This is a genomic window from Halpernia sp. GG3 (genome assembly GCF_052976925.2).
This window is the reverse complement of the sequence record NZ_JBRIIR020000017.1, coordinates 262,506-283,886: the sequence shown is the minus strand read 5'-3', so window position 1 is coordinate 283,886 and position 21,381 is coordinate 262,506. Positions and strand designations below refer to the sequence as shown.

Here is a 21,381-nt window from a genome sequence, read left to right as displayed (position 1 = left end):
TATGGAAACAACAACAAATATTATTATAATCGTTTGGGCGCTTTCAGAAATTTTTCTGCTTTTGAAAATGCGTTCTGGAAGTAGTGCCGAAAGTAGCAAAGATAAAAAGTCGTTATCGCATCTTTGGATTGTGATCGGATTCAGCATTTTCTTCAGCATTTATATTGCCAAAGAAAGCAGTTTCCATTTTTACAGCAATCTGGCTTTTCAAATAATTGGTTTGGCTTTTTTAATGTTGGGCGTTATTTTTCGTTTGGCCGTGGTTTATAATTTGGGTAAATATTTCACCGTAGATGTGACCATTATGAAAAACCATAAACTCATTACTGACGGTTTTTACAAATACATCAGACATCCCTCGTACACTTTTTCTCTGCTAACTTTTGTCGGTTTAGCGCTTGTTTTAAACAACTGGATTTCTGCAATTGTCCTTTTAATTCCAGTATTTTCAATGTTTTTTTATAGAATTAAAATTGAAGAAAAAGTTTTAAAAGTACAGTTTGGAACAGCATATACTGATTACATGAAGCATACAAAAAAAGTGCTTCCTTTTATTTATTAAATTAAGAAAATGATCAAAACCGTAATCATCGAAGATGAAAAACCTGCCGCCAGAAAATTAGAAAGAATGTTGGGTTTAATACCTGATTTAGAAATAGTTGCCGTATTATCTTCCGTGGAAGAAAGTTTAGACTGGTTTAAAAATAATGAGGCGCCGCAACTTATTTTTTCTGACATAATGCTTGGTGACGGAATGTCTTTCGATATTTTTGAAAAATTTCCGGTGCAAAGTTTTATGATCTTCACCACGGCTTATGATCAATATACATTGAAAGCCTTTAAACTGAATTCCATCGATTATCTTTTAAAGCCAATTTTGCAGGAAGATCTGGAAAAAGCCGTTGATAAATTTAAAAGTTTCTTACCTAATGAAATGCCTTCTAACGAATTGAATTTTAAAAATTTAATTAAAAAAGAAGAACCAAAATTATCCCGAATTTTAGTAAAGATCGGCTATAATCTAAAAATTGTTTCCACCGATGAGGTTTCGTGTTTTTACAGCGAAAATAAAATTGCTTATTTACAAACCAAAGACCGTGTTTATCCAACCGATTTTACATTAGAAGAACTCGAACAAAGTTTAGATCCAAAACAATTTTTCCGCGTCAACCGACAACTTATTATAAATTTAAATTTCATTAAAAACATCCACACTTCGCCGTATTACAAAGTTGATCTGGAATTTCAACCGGATTTAGAAATTACCGTGAGCCGCGATCGCGTGAAGGAATTTAAGGATTGGTTGGTGAAATAATTTCTTATTAAACAAAAACGGCGAAAAACTTTAATAAGGAAAAATTTATTAGAGAAATTAAATTATTTAGTACAATTGAATCAATACTTCCGCAGGAATATTTAGTTTTTCTTTTAAATTTCTGATCATTGTCAGGCTCAGTTTTCTTTTACCGGAAAGGATTTCAGATTTTCGGGAACGCGTTCCCAATATTTTACTTAATTCACTTTCAGACATGTTTCTTTGTTCCATTCGGAATTTAATGGCTTCAATTGGGCTTGGTTTTGGAACAGGAAAAAGCACCAATTCATATTCTTTTACCAAAATAGAGAGAATTTCTAGTTCGTCAGAATCTTTAGAATCTTCCTTAATATCTTTTTGCATCAGCAAATAAATTCTCTCAAGAGAACTTTCGTATTGCTTGCTATTTTTTATTGGTTTTAACATAACTTATTTTTTTAGCATCAATCTTATCATAATCTTTATGCGTTCCGAACCAAACAATAAAGATGATTTTCAGTCGGTATTCTATATCCACTATTAATCGGCAAGTATTTCCATTAATATTAAAAACAACTCTTTTATCCGTTAATATTGAAGCGTTTCGGTATTGTTCTTTAAGTTCATTTGGACTTGCCCATTCTGCAACATTACTTTCTTCATACCATGATAATAAAGACTGCTTTGCTTGCGGAAATTCTTCCCAAAATTCTTTTAAAGTATTTACAGCAATAATTCGCATAGACAAATGTACAAAAATGTTCCCAAATTGGTGACACTTAATTTATTTAATTATTGGCCTTACTACAAAGTAGAAATGGAATTTCAACCGGATTTAGAAATTACGGTGAGCCGAGATCGGGTGAAGGAATTTAAGGATTGGTTGGTGAGGTAGAATAAAAGGAAAATCAGTTACTTAGGATTAATATTTCAACTCTATGCAATGAATTCTAGATTGAAAAATATATTGAAATTTTGAGGGTAATTAAATTTTAGAAGTATTTTAAAATGAAGTATGAATTTACGATAAAATGTCAATCACATAAATGGACAATTCAAGACAAATGTTTTATTGGTTTTAACAAGTTCTTTCTAATTTGATATACGTTTAATTCTTTATATTAGTACTTTTGCAAATACATAGATTTATTATGGAAGATATACAGGAAATTAGTGGTAGTTCAGCATCATTTGAAGATTTTAAAAATGAAAATGGTATAACATTTTGGTGGGCATCCGATTTAATGAAAATGTTAGGATATAAGGATATGAAATCTTTTCATAAAGTTTTAGACAGGGCGACCAAGGCTTTCGTATCATTAAATATTCCACATTATGAAAATATTATTTCTCAACAGCGAGAAATAGATGGTAATAATTGTCAAGATTTTAAACTTTCACGTTTTGCCTGCTATATCTCGGTAATGAATGGCGATCCTAAAAAAGTTGAAGTTGCGGAAGCACAAGTTTATTTTGCGCAACAAACAAGAAAATTCGAATTATTTATTGAAAACAATAATGATATTGAGAGAATGCTAATTCGAGAAGAATTAACAGAGGGGAATAAATCATTAGCTTCAATAGCAAAGAGATCAGGCGTAACCGATTTTGCAAGATTCCAAAATGCAGGTTATGTTGGGATGTACAATATGGAATCTTGGAAACTTGAAAAGAAAAGAAATGTAAAGAAGGGTTCTCTTATGAACCATATGGGAAGAACAGAATTGGCAGCAAATTTATTTAGGGTAACACAAACCGAGGAAAGAATAAAAAACAAAGGTATTAATGGACAAAATAATTTAGAGCAAACTCACTACGAAGTGGGAAAGGAAGTTAGGGGTATTATCCAAAAAAATATGGGGAAAAACCCTGAAAATTTACCCATTGAAAAACAAATTTCAGAGGTAAAAAAAGGTTTAAAAGATGGACATAAAAAAATGCTAAAGGAAGACAGCAATAAAAAAAAGTAAAGAAAGGAGGATTTTTGCTATTCTATGAAATCACGCCGCTCCCCAACAATTCTTCCCCAGAATACCACGCGGCAAATTGTCCTTCTGCAATGGCCGATTGTGGGTTTTCAAATTCGATGAATAAACCTTCTTCAAACTGAAAAAGGGTCGCTTTTTCTAAAGGTTGTCGGTAACGGATTCTTGCACAAACGTCTAAAGTTTCGCCATTTTTTAATTTTAGATCTTCGCGAACCCAATGAGTGTCGCTATTTTCAATTTTCAAGGCTTTTCTGAAAAGTCCTGGGAAATTTCTGCCTTCGCCCACGAAAATTAAATTGTCTTTCATGTCGCGTGAGATCATAAAACAGGATTCTTTGTGGCCACCAATTCCCAAACCTTTACTTTGCCCGATGGTAAAATAATGCGCGCCTTGGTGTTTGCCAATGACTTTTCCGTCAGATTTTTTATAAATTGTTTTTGCAGAAAGAAATTCCAGTTCTTCCAGTTTTGAATAAAATTCCAGTTTTTCTTGGTGATATTGATCAAAATCACTGAAAATCTCTACAATTTCACCTTCTTTTGGTTTTAACTGTTGTTGCAAAAATGTGGGCAAACTAACTTTTCCAATAAAACACAGACCTTGCGAATCTTTCTTTTCGGCAGTCACTAAACCCATTTCCCTAGCAATTTCCCGAACTTCCGGTTTTGTAATATTTCCAATGGGGAAAAGCGATTTTGACAATTGGTCCTGGTTCAGTTGACAAAGAAAATAACTCTGGTCTTTATTGTCATCTTTCCCCGCCAAAAGGCGAAAAATTTCTTTTCCGTTTTCGTCAAAAGTGGAAGTCACTTGTGCGTAATGTCCCGTCGCAACTTTCTCAGCACCAAGCGATAAAGCCGTTTTCATAAAAACATCAAACTTTACTTCGCGGTTGCATAAAACATCCGGATTTGGTGTCCGTCCGTTTTTATATTCATTGAACATATAATCGACGATGCGCTCTTTGTAAAGTTCGCTCATATCAATCACCTGAAACGGAATTCCCAGTTTTTGAGCCACTAAAAGCGCATCATTACTGTCTTCGATCCACGGACATTCATCTTCCAAAGTCACCGATGCATCATTCCAATTACGCATAAAAAGCGCAATAACTTCATGTCCCTGTTGCTGAAGCAGATACGCAGCAACACTGGAATCTACACCGCCGGACAAACCAACTACTACTTTCATTTTTTCATTTTATAAAGCCTTTCAAGGAGACTCTTTATTGAGGTGCAAATTTACTACAATAATTGCAGAATTTTTAGAAGCAACAAGATCATCGGTATTTTCAATATTATTCCCGCTTTCCGTTCCAATCTTTCATCCCGATTTTACATCGGAATGAAAGGATTTCCACTGCAATCGGGGCTACCTCGAAGTTTTGTTTTTCTTTCAAGATTAAATTCTAAAAATAACTTGCTTTAAAAGATAAATTGCAACAATAAATTTGGATTAGTAATTGCATTTAAAAGAGTTAATTTTAAAATTATGAGCAGAGGTTTTGTAAAAGAAGATGACCAGGAAGAAGTGCCGATGGTAGCGCCAAGAGCAGATTTACCGGAAAATATAGAAAATTTTGTCACTCAAAATGGAATGGATCTGCTTTTGGAAGAGCGTGAAAGTTTGACAGAAGAACAAGAAAATTTAGATAGTTCACAGGAAAAAGAATACCGAATTTCTTTTAATCATATCAATGCAAAATTGCAATTATTAAATGAGAGAATTTCATCTGCGAAAATCGTTGACCCAGAAAAATTGCCGCAAGATGAAGTTCATTTCTGTGCGACAGTGACTTTTAAAAATTTAGAAAATAATTTAAAGCAAACTTTTCAATTGGTTGGCGTAGATGAAGCCGATATTAAAAAACAAAAAATATCTTTTATCACCCCTTTAGCGAAAGTATTAATGCACAAAAAAGCAGGTGATAAAGCGATTTTAAACTTAGGTGAGAGGAAAAATCAGTTCGAGATCTTGGAAATTAAATATTAGAAACTTTGATTATTTATTCTTTTGTCTTGAAACAAAAGAACCAAAAATTCAAGACTGGAAACCCACCTAAAAATTATATTTTAATTATAAAATTTCCAAATTGACTCTCTTAATGTCGTCGAACCACTTCTTTAGGTTTCGGGCGGAAAGTAGATTTCTGCCGCCACTCAAACACTGGAAATTTTTTAACGAATTAAAATATAATTTTATTAACGGTTCCGTTTCCGTGGTCATTAGAAGTTATTTTCAAAAACACCTTTTTGGATAAAATTAAATAACTCTTTTTGCTGTAATTAATTGAACAATTAAAATGGTAAAAGAAAGTAGTAAACCTAAAATTGAAACGCCTGTCCAGCCGAAAGAATTCCAGGCAATTGCGCCGAGAACCGTTCCTAAAGCACCGCCAATAAAAAAACCAACCATGTAAATGGTATTAACGCGATTTCTAGCTTCGGTGTTTTTAGAAAAAATAATATTTTGATTGGTAATGTGAAGCGATTGACAGCCTAAATCTATCAAAATAACACCCACAATTAAACCAAATATTGAATGCGCGGAAACAAGAAAAATTAACCAGGAAATAATTAATAAAATCACACCGGCGAGAATCAATTTATTTTTACTGATTCTATTATTGAGTTTGCCCACGTACGCCGCACCTAAAGCGCCCGCAATTCCAAATAAACCGAAACCGCCTGCAACTGCACTTCCGTAGTGAAATGAATCTTCCATTAGGAAAACCAAGGTCGTCCAAAATGCACTTAAACTTCCAAAAGCTAACGCGCCACGAAGGGTTGCCAATCTCAATGTAGGCTCAGTTTTTAAATAGAACCAAAGCGATTGCATTAATTTGGAATAGCTTTCTGAATAGTCTGGTTTAATAACTGGAAGTTTAATTTTTAGCAAAACGAAAAGCATAGTCATTAAGGCGGCTGCTCCATAAAAAACACTGCGCCAGCCAAAATATTCTCCAATTAATCCACTCAAAACGCGACTTCCTAAAATACCGATGAGTAAACCGCTCATCACAATTCCAATGGCTCTTCCGCGCCCTTCATCATTACTAAGATGTGCGACCATCGGGACAAATAATTGAGGCAAAGTAGAAGTAAAACCAATTAAAAAACTGCTGATTATTAAGAACAACAAAGATTTTGAAAGCGCTGCACCTATTAACGATAAAACTAAAATCAGAAAATCAATTTTTATAATTTTCATATTGCTGATTTTATCACCTAATGGAATAATTAGCAATAATCCCAATGCATAGCCAATTTGAGTAGATAGCGCTACATTACTTACTTGTGAATCGCTTACATGATAAGTCAATGCGATGTCATGCAACAAAGGCTGATTATAATATAAATTTGCGACAACTAAACCCGCAGAAATACTCAGAAGGTAGAGTGTGGAATTTGGTAAATTATTTTTCATTTAATATTAATCGAGTCATTTAAAAGATTTGCAAAACTATAAATTATCTTGAAAGAATAGGCCAGTCTACAATTGTATTAATGAATTAATTTTGGAAGGAAAATCTATTGATAAAAAAAATATAAAATTATTTAACCAAAAAAACCCCTTGTTAATGATCATTAACAAGGGATTTCACTTTATTTAAAAGTTTATTTCACTTTTTCTTTCATTGCTTCTGGTTTACCGTCCAAACCATCTTTCGCTTCATTGACATCTAAAGTGACACTTTCGCCTTCTTTAAGTTTTTTATTCACAAGCATTTCTGCCAATAAATCTTCGATGTATTTTTGAATCGCACGTTTCAAAGGTCTTGCGCCAAAATCTCTGTCCCAACCTTTCTCACCAATAAACTCTTTTGCGGCATCTGTTAGTTGCACGTGGTAGTTTAATTTTTCTAAACGGCTGTATAATTTTGCCAGTTCTAAATCGATGATTTTAGCAATATCTTCCTTTTCAAGATTATTAAATATCACCACATCATCAATTCTATTTAGAAATTCGGGTGCGAAGGCTTTCTTCAAAGCACTTTCAATGGTGCTTTTTGCTCTTGCGTCGGTATTAGATTTTTTAGCATTTGTACCAAAACCAACGCCGTCACCGAAATCTTTTAAATCTCTAGTTCCGATGTTTGAAGTTAAAATAATGATCGTATTTCTAAAATCAATTTTACGTCCTAAACTGTCTGTTACAAAACCTTCATCTAAAATTTGTAATAGAATATTAAATACATCCGGATGCGCTTTTTCTATTTCATCTAAAAGTAAAACGGCGTAAGGTTTTCTTCTAATGGCTTCAGTTAATTGCCCACCTTCTTCATACCCAACATATCCCGGAGGCGCACCAACCAAACGTGAAACCGCAAATTTTTCCATATACTCACTCATGTCAATACGGATTAATGCTTCATCAGAATCAAATAATTCCCGCGCCATTACTTTCGCTAATTCAGTTTTACCAACGCCCGTTGTTCCAAGGAAAATAAACGTTCCAATTGGTCGGTTTGGGTCTTTCAATCCGGCGCGGTTTCTTTGGATGGCCTTTACCACTTTTTTCACCGCTTCTTCTTGACCGATAACTTTTCCGTTAAGTTTAGCATCCATTTGAGCCAATTTATCCAGCTCATTTTTCCCCACTTTCGTCACTGGAATTCCGCTCATCATAGAAACAACTTCTGCCACATTTTCCTCAGTAACTTGTTCTTTCTTTTCTTTAATATCTTCATCCCATTTTTCCTGTGCCACGCTTAATTCCATTTGTAAGCGCTCTTCTTCATCTTTTAATTTTCTGGCTTCCAGATAATCCTGTTTTTTAACTGCTTTTTGTTTGAGTTCCTTTATCTCATCAATTTTTTTCTCATGATCCACAATTATTTCTGGAACTTTCATGTTTTTCATGTAAACTCTAGAACCCGCTTCATCTAACGCGTCAATGGCTTTGTCAGGTAAAAAACGATCTGTAATATATCTCGCCGTTAATGTTACACACGCATTTATGGCTTCATCTGTGTAAGTTACGTTGTGATGGTCTTCATATTTATCTTTTATTTGATTTAAAATTAAAATGGTTTCTTCAATGTTGGTTGGTTCAACCATTACTTTTTGAAAACGTCTTTCTAACGCGCCATCTTTCTCAATATATTGTCTGTATTCGTCCAAAGTTGTGGCACCGATACATTGAATTTCACCTCTAGCTAAAGCTGGTTTGAACATATTTGAAGCATCTAAACTTCCTGTAGAACTGCCGGCGCCAACAATGGTGTGCAATTCGTCAATAAACAAAATGACATCTCTGTTTTTTTCAAGTTCCGTCATAATTGCCTTCATCCGTTCCTCAAATTGTCCACGGTATTTTGTTCCGGCAACCAAACTCGCAAGGTCTAAAGTAATCACACGTTTGCCATAAAGAACTCTGGAAACTTTCTTTTGCTGAATTCGCAATGCTAAACCTTCCGCAATAGCAGATTTACCAACGCCTGGTTCACCAATCAAAAGCGGATTATTTTTCTTTCTTCTAGATAAAATTTGCGAAACGCGTTCAATTTCTTTCTCACGACCAATGACAGGATCTAGTTTTCCATCTTTTGCTAATGATGTAAGATCTCTACCAAAATTATCTAAAGTTGGCGTTTTGCTTTTGCCGGAGCCAATATTTCCCGTTGGTTTCCGCATTTGACCAAATTCTTCACGCTCTTCATCATCATCATAAGCACTTGCTTTTGGCAATTGTCCAGAATTTTTGAGCATGCTTTTGTACTCCATCGACACTTTATCATAATCGATATCGTACGCATCCAAAATGTTGGTCGCAGGATCTTCGGATTTATATAAAATCCCAAGAAGAAGGTGCACGGTATTTATTTCGTCCGCTTTATACAAGCGGCATTCTAGTTCAGATCTTTTAATAGCTTGATCTGCTAACTTTGTAAAGGAGATCTTATCCGACTCTGAATTTGAGAAAGGATTAGAATTAGTAACCGTCATAGTTTCTATTTTCCTTTTAATCTGTGTAAGATCAGCGTTTAAACTACGAAGAATTTCTTTTGCAGAATTTTCAGAATCTATAATTCCTAAGAGAAAATGCTCTGTATTTAGAAATTCACTGTGCAGTCTTTTAGCTTCACTTTTACTGTGTCTAAAAACTTCATTTAAACCAGTTGAAAATTTATTATTCATATATTTAAAATCGAAATTGTTAAATTAAAGACGAGTTCGCCCGTAACTTGAATCAAAGTTACAAATACTTTACCAAAATCTTAAACTGACTTTATGACTTATTTTTTTTGTAGTTTTGTTTGGTAATCAGCTATTTTAGCACAATTTTTTTATCTTAATTAGATTTTTTCTTAGATAATATTTTAACGAAATGTTTTAATGAAAGTTTTAGCGAGTGTCTTTAGCAATTTATATACCGACCAACGGGTTGAGAAAGTTTGTAAAACACTTCTGGAAGCAGGTTATAAAATTGATTTAATTGGCAACAATTGGGAAGGTTCGCCGGAAATGACGCGGCCTTATTCTTTTTCTATAATAACTTTAAAATCAAAAAAACTTCGATATGCGTATTTAGAATTTCAAGTCAAATTGTACCGGGAACTTTTAAATAAAGCAACTTCAGAAACTATTTTGTTGGCTAATGACTTGGATGCACTATGGCCGAATTATTTAGTTTCAAAAAAATTAAATATTCCTTTGGTTTTTGACAGCCATGAGATTTTTACAGAAATGCCATCGCTTCAAGGAAGATTTGTAAAAAAAATCTGGAAATTTTTGGAGAAAAGATTAGTTCCGAAAGTCAAATACATGATGACGGAAAGTGAAAGCTATGCTGAATGGTTTCAAAAAGAATATGGAATAAAACCAGTCGTGATCAGAAACATCCCAAGAAAAATTACGGAGGACATTGTATTCCCGAAAAATAATCCAAAAATCATTTTATACCAAGGCGCCATCAATCAATCTAGAGGAATTCTGCAAGCCATTGAAGCAATGAATTATTTAGACAACGCCATATTTAAAATTATTGGAGACGGACCGAAAAGGAAAGAATATGAAGATTTTGTTTTAAAGAATAAATTGGAAAATAAAGTCCAGTTTTTGGGCAAAAAATCACCAGCCGAATTACGACAAATCACCAGAATGGCAGATGTTGGTTTAAGTTTAGAAGAAAATGGTGGCTTGAGTTATCTTTATTCTCTGCCCAATAAAGTTTCAGATTATATTCAGGCAAAAGTGCCTTTGGTGATGATAAATTTCCCTGAAATGATGCGCATCAAAAAGCAATTTAATGTTGGCGAAGTAGTAGAAAACCATGAAGCTAAAAACATTGCAGAAAAAATTAAAACAGTTTTAGCAAACGGCAGGAATTTTTATAAAGAAGAATTAGAAACTGCCGGAAAAATTTTATGTTGGGAAGAAGAAGAAACCAAAATAAAAAACCTTTTCAAAAGAGTAAAAGTTGAAAATTTTTGAGCTTAAATTCATAACTTTGTATCATGACCATTAAAGAAAAACAAAACGAGATTGTAGCAGAATTTGCCTTTCTGGAAGACTGGGAACAGAAATATGAATACATTATCGATTTAGGAAAAGAATTAAAGACTTTGCCGCCAGAGAAAAAAATAGAAAGTAATCTAATAAAAGGTTGCCAATCTCAGGTTTGGATAGATGCCCGTTTTGACGACGAAAAATTAGTGTTTGAAGCAGATTCTGATGGAATTTTACCAAAAGGGATCGCGTCGCTATTAGTTAGTATTTACAGCGGCCATACTACAAATGAAATTTTAAATTCAGATTTTGAGTTTATTTCACAAATCGGATTACAGGAATTTCTCTCGCCTTCCAGAGCAAATGGTTTAATGGCAATGACGAAGCAAATAAAATTTTATGCCGTTGCTTATCAATTAAAAAAATGACGCGCGTTTTAGCATATCGTTTTTCTGCATTTGGTGATCTTGCGATGACGGTTCCAGTTTTTAAAGAAATTTTGGAGCAAAACCAGGATCTGGAAATTATCATGGTTACCCGCACAAACTTCGAAGCTTTATTTGCAGAAATTCCCCGACTGAGATTTCAAGGCATAAATCTGGAAGATTATAAAGGTGTCGTTGGAATGAGACGTCTTTCGAAAGAACTATTAAGAGATGTCAACTTTGATTATGTAGCAGATTTACACGACGTTATAAGATCCAAAATACTAAATACTTTTTTCGCGAATCGAAATTTTAAAGTTTATAAAATAGATAAAGGAAAAGAGGAAAAAGAGAATCTTACTGATATTTGGAACCTTGATAAAAAACAGTTAAAAACGACATTTGAGCGTTATGCTGACGTTTTTCGGGACATGGGTTTTTCAGTTAAACTTTCAAATAATTATCTTGTAAAATCAGTTGAAAAAAAAGGAATTGGTTTTGCGCCATTTGCGCAGCATAAGGGCAAAATGCTGCCATTAGAAAAGTCCTATGAAATCTGTAAAATTTTAGCGAAAACGCATAAAATTCATCTTTTTGGTGGTGGCACAGAAGAAAAAGATATTTTAAAAAACTGGGAAGGTGAAATACTCAATACTGAGAATATTGCCGGCGAATTAAGTTTAGAAGAAGAATTAGCGCTTATTTCGAATTTAGAAGTAATGATCTCTATGGATTCTGCTAATATGCATTTGGCAAGTCTTGTTGGGACGAGGTGTATTTCTGTTTGGGCTTCTACGCACCCTTTTGCGGGCTTTTTGGGTTACGGACAATCAAGTGATGATGTCGTTCAAGTTGTAGATTTAACTTGCCGGCCATGCTCCACCTTTGGTGATAAAGAATGCTTCCGGGGAGATTATGCCTGTCTTAATGAATTTAACATTCAAAAAGTAATAGACAAAATTTAAAAGATTAAAGGTATTTAAACATAAAAAAATCTCATATTTCTACGAGATTTTCTAAAAATTGTGGGCCCTGAGGGATTCGAACCCCCGACCCTCTCGGTGTAAACGAGATGCTCTGAACCAACTGAGCTAAGAGCCCCACTTTTTTTCATTTTTGGTTTTGCAAACATACAGCAAAATTTTAATTCTGCAAAATTTTTTCTAAAAATTCTCCCACTACGAAGTTACTTCCGCCAATATAAATCATTTCATTTTTTTTAATATTCTGTAATGCAAATGAATACGCGTCGGAAAGATTTTTAAAGATTTTAAAGTTTATTTCATATTTATTTAAGTCTTCTTCATATTCCTCAGGATTTCTTCCCCTTTCAACGTTGGGTTTAATAAAATAATAGTTTTCTTTTTTGGGTAAGATCTGTAAAATATCATCTAAAACCTTATCATTCACAAATCCTAAAATAATATGTTTTTTGAACTCCAATTTTTCAAGTTGCTTAAAAACCAATTCTAAGCCCGCTAAATTATGCGCCGTATCTAATATTGTTAATGGGTTTTCTGAAAATATGGTCCATCTTCCTAAAAATCCGGTATTTTTTTTGACGTTCAATAACCCTTCGACTAAAGAACTTTCTGGAATTTCAATATTTAATTTTCTTAGCTCTTCAATAACTTTTACAACAACTTTTATATTTTTCTGTTGGTAATTTCCTGTTAGATCTGATTTGTAATTGTTTGTGAATATTGAAGCATCGGTAAACACTGAATTTTTCTTTTCTGCCGTTTCTTTTAAGATTTTAAAAACTTCAGGGTTTTCTGAACCTGAAATAATTGGAATATTTTCTTTTATAATACCCGCTTTTTCAAATGCAATTTCTGCAATTGTATTTCCTAAAAGATTTTGATGATCCAGATCTACATTTGTGATAGCGCAAATTAAAGGGTTTATAATATTTGTAGAATCTAATCTTCCGCCCAAGCCAACTTCAATGACGGCGAAATCAACTTTATTTTCTTTAAAATACTCAAAAGCCATTATTGTTGTAAACTCAAAAAAAGAAGGTTGAATTTTCGGTGGTAATTTTTTCAATTTTTGGATGAATTGATAAACAAATTCTTTATCACAATTTTCGCCATTAATTTTAATTCTTTCCCTAAAATCGACTAAATGTGGCGAAGTGTAAAGTCCAACTTTATAACCAGATTCTTGTAAAACCGAAGCAAGCATGTTGCTAGTTGAACCTTTGCCATTAGTTCCGCCAATATGGATCATTTTTAGAGTGTCTTGTGGATTGCCGAAAAAATCACATAGTTTTTTGATGTTTTCTAAACCTGGTTTATAGGCGGTTTGACCTACAATTTGGTAATTTGGCAATTGTGCAAAAAGCCAGTTTAATTCTTTCTGGTAGCGATCTTCGTTCAGCATTTGAAATAATTCTTTAAACCATACAAAGATATTCAATAACTAACTGAAATAATTGTTCTGATGTAAAGATTTATTAAGAAGCAAAATTGTAAATAGCCCTGATTGCAGTGGTTATAATTTTTAGCAGGCGCGGCGGATAAAAAGATAAAAACGAAAAGCTGATTCCCGCCTACCAAAAAAATTAATTCAAAAAGCGCTATTTTTGCACTTTATTTTATAATTATGGCAAAGCAAGAAGATGTTTTTAAGAAGGTGGTTTCTCACGCGAAAGAATACGGTTTTATATTTCCTTCGAGTGAGATTTATGACGGACTTTCCGCGATTTATGATTACGGTCAAAATGGCGTAGAACTGAAAAATAACATAAAACAATATTGGTGGAAAGCAATGGTGCAGATGAATGAGAACATTGTAGGGATCGATTCTGCCATATTCATGCACCCTTCAATTTGGAAGGCTTCTGGCCACGTTGATGCTTTTAGTGACCCATTAATTGATAATAAAGATTCTAAAAAACGCTTTCGCGCGGATGTTTTATTGGAAGATTATTGTGCAAAATTAGAAGATAAAGCGCAAAAAGAAATTGAAAAAGCCTCGAAACGATTTGGCGATAGTTTTAACGAAGAAGAATTTGTTTCGACTAATCCAAGAGTTGTAGAATACAGACAAAGGCAAAAAACGATTTTGGAAAGAATGGCAAAGTCTTTAACGGACAATAATTTAGCCGATGTAAAAGCGTTAATTGAAGAATTAGAAATCGCCGATCCAGATACAGGTTCTAAAAATTGGACGGAAGTTCGCCAGTTTAATCTGATGTTTGGGACAAAATTGGGCGCTGCTTTAGAATCTGCGACAGATTTATATTTAAGACCGGAAACGGCGCAGGGAATTTTTGTTAATTATCTAAATGTTCAAAAAACTTCGCGTCATAAATTACCTTTCGGAATTGCTCAAATTGGGAAAGCCTTTAGAAATGAAATTGTCGCAAGACAGTTTATTTTCAGAATGCGTGAGTTTGAACAAATGGAAATGCAGTATTTTGTGCCGCCGGGAACGGAACTCAGTTTTTATGAAGAATGGAAACAAAAACGCTTGAACTGGCATTTGGCATTAGGTTTAGGCAAAGAAAATTATAAATTTCATGACCATGAGAAATTGGCGCATTACGCCAATGCAGCAGCAGATATTGAGTTTAAATTTCCTTTTGGTTTTAAAGAATTAGAGGGAATTCACTCGCGAACAGATTTTGATTTATCGGCGCACGAAAAACATTCCGGTAAAAAATTACAGTATTTTGATAACGAAAGAAACGAAAGTTATGTCCCTTATGTGGTTGAAACTTCTGTTGGTTTAGACCGCTTATTTTTAGCGATTTTCTCAAATTCATTAAAAGATGAGGTTTTGGAAGATGGTTCCGAACGGACAGTTTTAGCACTTCCACCAGCTTTAGCGCCTGTGAAAGCAGCAATTTTACCTTTAATGAAAAAAGACGGTTTGGGTGAATATGCAGAGAAAATTTTCGATGATCTGAAATTTGATTTTAATCTTATTTACGAAGAAAAAGACAGCATCGGAAAACGCTACCGTAGAAATGATGCGCTTGGAACGCCTTTCTGTATTACAATTGATCATGATTCTTTAGTTGATAATACCGTCACAATTCGTGACCGCGATACGATGAAACAGGAAAGAGTGCCTGTTGCAGATTTGAGAAGAATTATTGATGAAAAGGTTAATTTTAGAACGCTTTTAAGTAAGATTTAGAAAAATATTAATAATTAAATCCTGAACGCTGTTCGGGATTTTTTTTTGCTAAAAACCTATAAATCTCAGGTTTAAGCCATTCAGTTTTGAGAAATATATTACGTAAATTTGATTTGTTCTAAATAATAAGAAATTCTTTGGAACTTTTTTAATAAAATTGATCAATTACAATGTTAGATTTACAACATATCAGAAACCAGTTTCCTATTCTAAATCAGAAAATTAACGGAAAACAATTAGTCTATTTAGATAACGCGGCAACCTCTCAAAAGCCACTTTCTGTATTAAATGTTTGGGAAAAATACTACAAGGAAATCAACGCCAATGTTCACCGCGGCATTCATACTTTAAGCCAATTGGCAACAGCTGAAATGGAATTGTCTCGGCAAAAAATTCAGAAATTTATCAATGCTAAAAATGATTATGAAGTTATTTTTACCAAAGGAACAACGGAAGGGATTAATCTGATTGCTTACGCTTTAGGGAATTCAAATTGGGTAAAAAAAGATGATGAAATCATTATTTCTTATCTCGAACACCATTCGAATATTGTTCCGTGGCAAATGCTTTGTGAAAGAACCGGGGCAAAATTACGCGTCATTCCAATGGATGAAAGCGGCATTTTGCAAATAGATGTTTTAAATTCCTGGCTTTCTGAGAAAACAAAAATAGTCTCTGTTAATCAGGTTTCTAACGCCTTGGGTGTTATAAATCCGATTGAAGAAATTATTAAAAAAGTCCGAAAAAAATCTTCTGCTTACATTTTAATTGATGGCGCGCAATCTGTCGTTCATTTTGAAATTGATGTTCAAAAAATGGATTGTGATTTTTTCGTATTCTCAGGACATAAAATTTATGCGCCGATGGGAACGGGAATTTTATATGGCAAAGAAGAAATTTTAGAAAAATTACAGCCTTTTCACGGCGGTGGCGAAATGATTGCAATTTGCACTTTTGAGAAAACCACTTACGCTGGGTTGCCGTTTAAATTTGAAGCAGGAACACCTAATGTTGGTGGAAATATTGCGTTGGGCGCAGGTGTAGATTTTATGAATGAGATAGGAATTGCAAATATTCAAATGCATGAAAATGAACTTTTAGACTACGGTCAGAAGAAATTGCTAGAGATTGAAGGCTTAAAAATTTATGGCGAAAAAGCCAAAAGAACGGGCGTTATTTCTTTTAATTTAGAAGGAATTGGCATTGCTTCTGACGTCGGGATGATTTTAGATAAACTTGGAATTGCGGTGAGAACCGGTCATCATTGCACGCAACCAATTATGAACTATTTCAATATTGCGGGAACAGTTCGTGCGAGTTTTGCGGTTTATAATACTTTTGAAGAGATTGATGTTTTGGTGGAAGGTGTGAGAAAAGCGCAGAAAATGCTTTCGTAATTTGCTCTCGCAGATTTTGCAGATGACGCAGATTTAAATATTTACAATTATTTTATATTTGACAAAATTTTACTTTATGAAAAAAATCTTGTTGGCTTTTATTTGCTTTTTATTTATTGGTGTCAAAGCGCAAAGGGCAGAAGTTATAGAACTAATAAAAGTCAATAAAAAGTATGATTCTATTTTAGTGAATTATCAAAAGAAAGCGAAAGATTCGCTTTCAAATTTATCTAAAAGAGAAAGAAATAAAATAATGGCAGAAAAAGAAAGAGATATTTCTAATGATTTAAAAATATATAACTACGCGCAACTTGAAAAAATAAAAATTGCAGAAGAAAAGGAGAAAAAGGAAAAAAGAGATGAGGTTAAAAGTAGGTGTAATAAATACGAACAAATTGTTTTGCCGAATATTAAACCAAATATTTCTTCTTATAAACCAACCTATTCAAAAAATGTTAAATCTGATGATTATGGAAATGTTACAGATAATCTATTAAAAAGCGTTGTTTCTTTTGTAGTCACTGCAGACGGAAATGTCGAAGAAGTAAATGCTGTTGGAAATAATGAAAATTTTAATAAGAATGTAGAGTTAATGATTTACGACGTAGAGAAAAAATGGACAGTTACGTGTCAAAATGGATTTGGAGTGAGATCCAGATATAGGTTGCCTGTTACTTTGAATTTAAAATAATACAATAAACCTCGAAATTTTAAAGATTTCAAAGGTTTAAAATAATTTCTAATTTTCTTTCCAATCCACCACCGCTCTAATAAACGCTTCCGCATTTTCCAGCGGAATATTTGGTAAAATTCCGTGGCCGAGATTAGCAATGTATTTGTCTTTTCCAAAACGGTTGATCATCTCGGTTACCATTTTTTTAATTGTTTCTGGCGGCGAAAGTAACCTTGAAGGATCAAAATTTCCCTGTAAAGTGATATTATTTCCGGTTAATTTTCTGGCATTTTCTGGCGTAATCGTCCAATCTACGCCTAACGCAGAGGCTTTAGACAAAGTCATTTCTTCCAACGCAAACCAACAACCTTTACCGAAAACGACAACTGGCGAAAGATCTGCAAGCGCTTCTACAATTTGATTAATATAAGGCCAGGAAAATTCCTGATAATCTTGCGGCGACAACATTCCGCCCCAAGAATCAAAAACCTGAACGGCAGAAACGCCTTTTTCCACTTTTCGTTTCAAATAAGCAATCGTTGTATCCGTAATTTTTTGCAACAATAAATGTGCGGCTTCTGGATTTTGAAAACAAAATACTTTGGCTTTATCAAAGGTTTTAGAACCTTGTCCTTCCACACAATAGCATAAAATCGTCCACGGACTTCCTGCAAAACCAATTAACGGAATATCATTGTCTAATTTTATCAAAGTCAGTTCAATAGCATCAAAAACATAGCCCAAAGTATCATCAACATTCGGAACTTCAATATTTTGAACCTGTTCTAAAGTATGGATCGGATTTTCTAGCCACGGTCCAACGCCTTCACGCATTTCGAAATCCATTCCCATCGCTTGTGGAATTACTAAAATATCTGAAAATAAAATGGCTGCGTCTAAAGGATATCTTCGAATCGGCATCATCGTTATTTCTGAGGCTAATTCCGGCGTTTGACAGCGGGTAAAAAAATCATAGTTATCTCTCAAAGCACGAAATTCTGGTAAAAATCTTCCGGCTTGTCGCATCATCCAAACAGGCGGTCTTTCTACAGTTTCTCCTTTCAGTGCGCGGATATAAAGATCGTTTTTTATCATGTTTTATTAAGCAGTAGTTGCTTTAAATTTATCATTAATCAAAATTAGCAAAGAGTTTAAATTTGGATCTTTACTGGTGATTATTTTCTGTTGTGTTAATTTTTTTATTTCTGCGGAAGTTGTATCGCCAATAGAAAACAGCGTAGTATGTTCCAAAGAATTATGTTTTGCAAAACTACGAACTCCGCTCGGACTAAAAAAAACTAAAGCATCAAATTTCTTTTGAGTTTTAGGATAAAGTAATTCTGTTTCGTAACATTCTATTTTTTGATATTTTATACTTTGCAGTGGTAATTTTTCGTCTAAAATATCTAAAGTAAAATTGCCACAGAAGTGTAAAAAATCTTCTCTGTTACTCTTCTCAATAATAAACTCACATAAGTCTTTCGCATTTTTTAATGTTTTAAAAACACCAAAACCAAACTGTTTGATTTTCAATTTTGTCTTCATCCCAACACAATATATTTTATTATAAGGTGAAATTGTGAAATTTTCTCTTGGTAAAAATTGATTTTGGAAGAAAGCTTCAACCCCGTTTACACTAGTAAATATTAGGGATTTGCTGTGTAATGGGAAAGTCTTTAGCGTTTTAATTTTAAAATTTAAAACGTCTAAGAATGCAGGTTTAATATTTTTATTCAATTTATCAATTACCTGCTGTTCAACGATTTTCTTTGTAAATACAATTGTCATTGTGATAATTTTTATTGCAGTAGATTTTGAACTTTTTGCACTAAATGATCAATGTCAAAAGGTTTAGCAAGAAAGTCATCAATGCCGATGTTCTCACTGTCTTTTTGCGCATCGGGATGTGCAGACATCATCATTATTTTAATATCTTTTGTGTTTGGATCGATTTTAATTTCTTTAGCCAAAGTTCTACCGTCAACACCACTCATAAGCATATCTGTAATGATAAGTTGGGGATTTACTTTATTGATAAGCTCTTTAGCTTCCAGCGGGTTGCTGCAAATAGTTGCTTCTAAGCCTTCCGAAAGGAGTATGTTTAAAAGTAAATCACAAATATCCTTATTGTCATCAATAATTACGATACTCATCAGTTTTTTTTATTTAAAGGTAATGAAAAATAAAACTTGGATCCTTTTTGTTTCTCACTTTCTACCCAAATGTTTCCTTTGTGTCTGTTTAAGATATCTTTTACTATAAATAAACCAATGCCGAAACCGGGAAAAGTTTCTTCATCTTCACCTGAAACCCTATAAAACCGTTCAAAAATCCTGGATAATTCTTCCCGATTCATTCCTATTCCAAAATCTTCTACGCAAACTACCACTTGGTTATTCTCTACACTAAGTTCCACGTTTATAATTTTAGAATTTGGTGCATATTTTATGGCGTTTGTCAAAAGATTATTTAAAACTTGGGTTATTCTCTCTTTATCGGCATTAACCTCAACGTCGGTATCGCAGTTCAATATAAATTTTATTTCGTGACTTTCGTCCGCTGCTTTAATATCTTCAATAGTTTCCGTAACCAGTTTTATTAGAGAAAAAGGACGTCTTACCAAAGGTAAATTACCATCTTCCATGCGCGAAATATCAAGTAAGTCGCCAATTAAATTATTTAATTTATTAACTTGATTTTCTATTGTATTTAGTGAGTTATTTAAAAACAGGTCATCACTATTACCACGCATTTTCTTTAGCAATTGTACATATCCTTTTATTGTGGTAATTGGTGTTTTTAACTCATGATTAGCCATCTTAATAAAGTCATTTTTCTGATATTCCTGCTTTTTAATTTCATCAATATCAGTGCTTGTTCCCACCCAGTGTTTTACATTTCCGTAATCATCAAAATCTGGAACAGCCCTACTTAACATCCATTTAAAATCCCCATTTTTATTTTGGAAACGATGCTCAAAGGTAAAAGTAGATTTGTTTTTTACACTGTTAGTCCAAAATTCTATATTTTTCGCCCGATCATCTGGATGAACTATTTGCAACCATCCGAAATCAGACAGAAAATCTTCTTCAGTTTTACCACTAAAGTCGTAAACTGATTGATTAAAATAATTTAGTTTTCCTTCCGAGTTACCAATCCAAATGAACTGCGGCATGGCATCAGCTAAAAATTTATAACGTATTTCCCGATCTTCAATTTCTTTTTCTAAATTTTTCCTTTCAGATATGTCTTGAAGTACGCCGACCATTCTGCTGGGCTTTCTACTTTCATCAAAAAATATTTTACCGCGGCTGCTTATCCACTTTATTTCACCCTTTGCATCCTTTATTCTGCCGTCAAAACTATAGATCCCATTGTTAAAGGCATTCACTAACGCGGCATCTAAGAGCGGTTTATCCTCTTGAATAACGTGATTACGCATTTCCAATTGTGTAATCAAATACTCTTCGTTATATCCAAAAATTTTTGATAAAGCAGCGGAATGGTAAATTTGAGAGCTATTTAAATCTAAATCCCAGGTAGAAATATTGTTGCTTTCAGTTGCCAAACGCAATCGCTCTTCACTTTTTGTAAGTTGATCTTTAAGACCAACCATATCAGGAGTTTCTATTGCTATAGAACAGAAATGCTCTGGTTCATCCTTAGAATTAAAAACAGGATAATAGATAAAATTATAATTGCGTACTACAGCAAGGGCATCTTTCCCGAAAGAAATTGGAAATTCGTGGCAGTGGAATGGCTTTTTTCTACCAGCAATTTCTACTAAAAAGCTAGAGAGATTTTTTTTAATTTCTGGGAAAACCTCTGAAAGTTTTTTGCCAACGATTTCGCTCTTGTCAGCAGTAGTTATTTCCAGCCACTTTTCATTAGCATCTAAAATTTCGAAATCACCGTCTAATAAACAAACTCCGAAGGGAATATCTCCCATCAAATAATCTGGATCCATTGATAAAGGTTTAGAATCATTCATCTAATAAATAAG

At 33.6% G+C, this 21,381-nt stretch carries 21 protein-coding genes and 1 tRNA gene; 11 read left to right on the top strand and 11 right to left on the bottom strand.

The window, feature by feature from the left end; all coding sequences use genetic code 11:
• The first annotated feature begins 1 nt into the window (after position 1).
• Entirely contained in the window at positions 2–562 is a 561-nt protein-coding gene (locus ACVBED_RS10720) for a methyltransferase family protein (protein WP_447120267.1), read from the top strand.
• 9 nt (positions 563–571) lie between these two features.
• Positions 572–1,315, top strand: a complete 744-nt coding sequence (locus tag ACVBED_RS10715; protein WP_447120266.1) for a LytR/AlgR family response regulator transcription factor — start codon at positions 572–574, stop codon at positions 1,313–1,315.
• A 66-nt stretch (positions 1,316–1,381) separates the two neighbouring features.
• On the opposite strand, the gene ACVBED_RS10710 is transcribed toward ACVBED_RS10715, so the two are convergent.
• Together ACVBED_RS10710 and ACVBED_RS10705 are read right to left on the bottom strand one after the other, a co-directional pair.
• Complete coding sequence (locus ACVBED_RS10710) at positions 1,382–1,741, bottom strand: helix-turn-helix domain-containing protein (RefSeq protein ID WP_447120265.1); 360 nt, start codon at positions 1,739–1,741, stop codon at positions 1,382–1,384.
• Positions 1,719–2,036, bottom strand: a complete 318-nt coding sequence (locus ACVBED_RS10705; protein ID WP_447120264.1) for a type II toxin-antitoxin system HigB family toxin — start codon at positions 2,034–2,036, stop codon at positions 1,719–1,721. The genes ACVBED_RS10710 and ACVBED_RS10705 overlap by 23 nt, the downstream gene beginning before the upstream one ends.
• Before the next feature lie 6 nt (positions 2,037–2,042).
• Between ACVBED_RS10705 and ACVBED_RS10700 the strand changes: the two genes are divergently transcribed.
• The gene (locus ACVBED_RS10700) at positions 2,043–2,189 is read left to right on the top strand and encodes a hypothetical protein (protein ID WP_473094989.1); all 147 of its coding nucleotides are present in this window, start codon (positions 2,043–2,045) and stop codon (positions 2,187–2,189) included.
• Between the two features lie 256 nt (positions 2,190–2,445).
• The gene (locus tag ACVBED_RS10695; protein ID WP_447120263.1) at positions 2,446–3,264 is read left to right on the top strand and encodes a BRO family protein; all 819 of its coding nucleotides are present in this window, start codon (positions 2,446–2,448) and stop codon (positions 3,262–3,264) included.
• A 22-nt stretch (positions 3,265–3,286) separates the two neighbouring features.
• Here ACVBED_RS10695 and mnmA read toward each other — a convergent pair whose 3' ends face one another.
• Positions 3,287–4,474, bottom strand: a complete 1,188-nt coding sequence (gene mnmA / locus ACVBED_RS10690) for a tRNA 2-thiouridine(34) synthase MnmA (RefSeq protein ID WP_447120262.1) — start codon at positions 4,472–4,474, stop codon at positions 3,287–3,289.
• A 300-nt stretch (positions 4,475–4,774) separates the two neighbouring features.
• On the opposite strand from mnmA, the gene ACVBED_RS10685 reads away from it, so the two are divergent.
• Entirely contained in the window at positions 4,775–5,275 is a 501-nt protein-coding gene (locus ACVBED_RS10685; protein ID WP_447120261.1) for a GreA/GreB family elongation factor, read from the top strand.
• Between the two features lie 270 nt (positions 5,276–5,545).
• Here ACVBED_RS10685 and ACVBED_RS10680 read toward each other — a convergent pair whose 3' ends face one another.
• Entirely contained in the window at positions 5,546–6,709 is a 1,164-nt protein-coding gene (locus ACVBED_RS10680; RefSeq protein ID WP_447120260.1) for an MFS transporter, read from the bottom strand.
• Between the two features lie 191 nt (positions 6,710–6,900).
• Positions 6,901–9,423, bottom strand: coding sequence for an ATP-dependent Clp protease ATP-binding subunit (locus ACVBED_RS10675; protein WP_447120259.1), 2,523 nt, complete (start codon positions 9,421–9,423; stop codon positions 6,901–6,903).
• A 198-nt stretch (positions 9,424–9,621) separates the two neighbouring features.
• Between ACVBED_RS10675 and ACVBED_RS10670 the strand changes: the two genes are divergently transcribed.
• Genes ACVBED_RS10670 through ACVBED_RS10660 form a run of 3 tightly spaced genes read left to right on the top strand, consistent with a single transcriptional unit; the run spans position 9,622 to position 12,124 of the window.
• Entirely contained in the window at positions 9,622–10,719 is a 1,098-nt protein-coding gene (locus tag ACVBED_RS10670) for a glycosyltransferase (RefSeq protein WP_447120258.1), read from the top strand.
• 23 nt (positions 10,720–10,742) lie between these two features.
• Positions 10,743–11,162, top strand: a complete 420-nt coding sequence (locus ACVBED_RS10665; protein ID WP_447120257.1) for a SufE family protein — start codon at positions 10,743–10,745, stop codon at positions 11,160–11,162.
• Complete coding sequence (locus tag ACVBED_RS10660; RefSeq protein WP_473094988.1) at positions 11,159–12,124, top strand: glycosyltransferase family 9 protein; 966 nt, start codon at positions 11,159–11,161, stop codon at positions 12,122–12,124. The genes ACVBED_RS10665 and ACVBED_RS10660 overlap by 4 nt, the downstream gene beginning before the upstream one ends.
• A 61-nt stretch (positions 12,125–12,185) precedes the next feature.
• Here ACVBED_RS10660 and ACVBED_RS10655 read toward each other — a convergent pair.
• Positions 12,186–12,260: transfer RNA gene (locus tag ACVBED_RS10655), tRNA-Val, on the bottom strand.
• Between the two features lie 42 nt (positions 12,261–12,302).
• Positions 12,303–13,544, bottom strand: a complete 1,242-nt coding sequence (locus ACVBED_RS10650) for a bifunctional folylpolyglutamate synthase/dihydrofolate synthase (protein ID WP_447120256.1) — start codon at positions 13,542–13,544, stop codon at positions 12,303–12,305.
• A gap of 222 nt (positions 13,545–13,766) precedes the next feature.
• Here ACVBED_RS10650 and ACVBED_RS10645 point away from each other — a divergent pair, with 222 nt between their 5' ends.
• The 3 genes from ACVBED_RS10645 to ACVBED_RS10635 all read left to right on the top strand — a co-directional run bounded on the left by ACVBED_RS10645 (position 13,767) and on the right by ACVBED_RS10635 (position 17,396).
• Positions 13,767–15,308 carry a glycine--tRNA ligase gene (locus ACVBED_RS10645; RefSeq protein WP_473094987.1) on the top strand — a complete coding sequence of 514 codons (1,542 nt, stop codon included), beginning with the start codon at positions 13,767–13,769 and terminating at the stop codon, positions 15,306–15,308.
• A 170-nt stretch (positions 15,309–15,478) separates the two neighbouring features.
• Positions 15,479–16,705, top strand: a complete 1,227-nt coding sequence (locus tag ACVBED_RS10640) for a cysteine desulfurase (RefSeq protein WP_473094986.1) — start codon at positions 15,479–15,481, stop codon at positions 16,703–16,705.
• Between the two features lie 76 nt (positions 16,706–16,781).
• Positions 16,782–17,396: a hypothetical protein gene (locus tag ACVBED_RS10635; protein ID WP_473094985.1), complete on the top strand. Its 615-nt coding sequence runs from the start codon at positions 16,782–16,784 to the stop codon at positions 17,394–17,396.
• A 48-nt stretch (positions 17,397–17,444) separates the two neighbouring features.
• On the opposite strand, the gene hemE is transcribed toward ACVBED_RS10635, so the two are convergent.
• From hemE to ACVBED_RS10615, 4 genes are read right to left on the bottom strand one after another with little or no spacing between them, the layout of a single operon-like run.
• Positions 17,445–18,473, bottom strand: coding sequence for a uroporphyrinogen decarboxylase (gene hemE, locus ACVBED_RS10630; RefSeq protein ID WP_447120253.1), 1,029 nt, complete (start codon positions 18,471–18,473; stop codon positions 17,445–17,447).
• A 6-nt stretch (positions 18,474–18,479) separates the two neighbouring features.
• A complete protein-coding gene (locus ACVBED_RS10625; protein ID WP_447120252.1) occupies positions 18,480–19,166 on the bottom strand; it encodes a uroporphyrinogen-III synthase in 687 nt (228 codons plus the stop codon).
• 11 nt (positions 19,167–19,177) lie between these two features.
• Positions 19,178–19,531 (bottom strand): response regulator, encoded by a 354-nt coding sequence (locus tag ACVBED_RS10620; protein ID WP_447120251.1) that lies wholly within the window; start codon positions 19,529–19,531, stop codon positions 19,178–19,180.
• The gene (locus ACVBED_RS10615; protein WP_447120250.1) at positions 19,531–21,369 is read right to left on the bottom strand and encodes a PAS domain-containing protein; all 1,839 of its coding nucleotides are present in this window, start codon (positions 21,367–21,369) and stop codon (positions 19,531–19,533) included. Before ACVBED_RS10615 ends, ACVBED_RS10620 begins: the two co-directional genes overlap by 1 nt.
• Positions 21,370–21,381 lie beyond the last annotated feature (12 nt).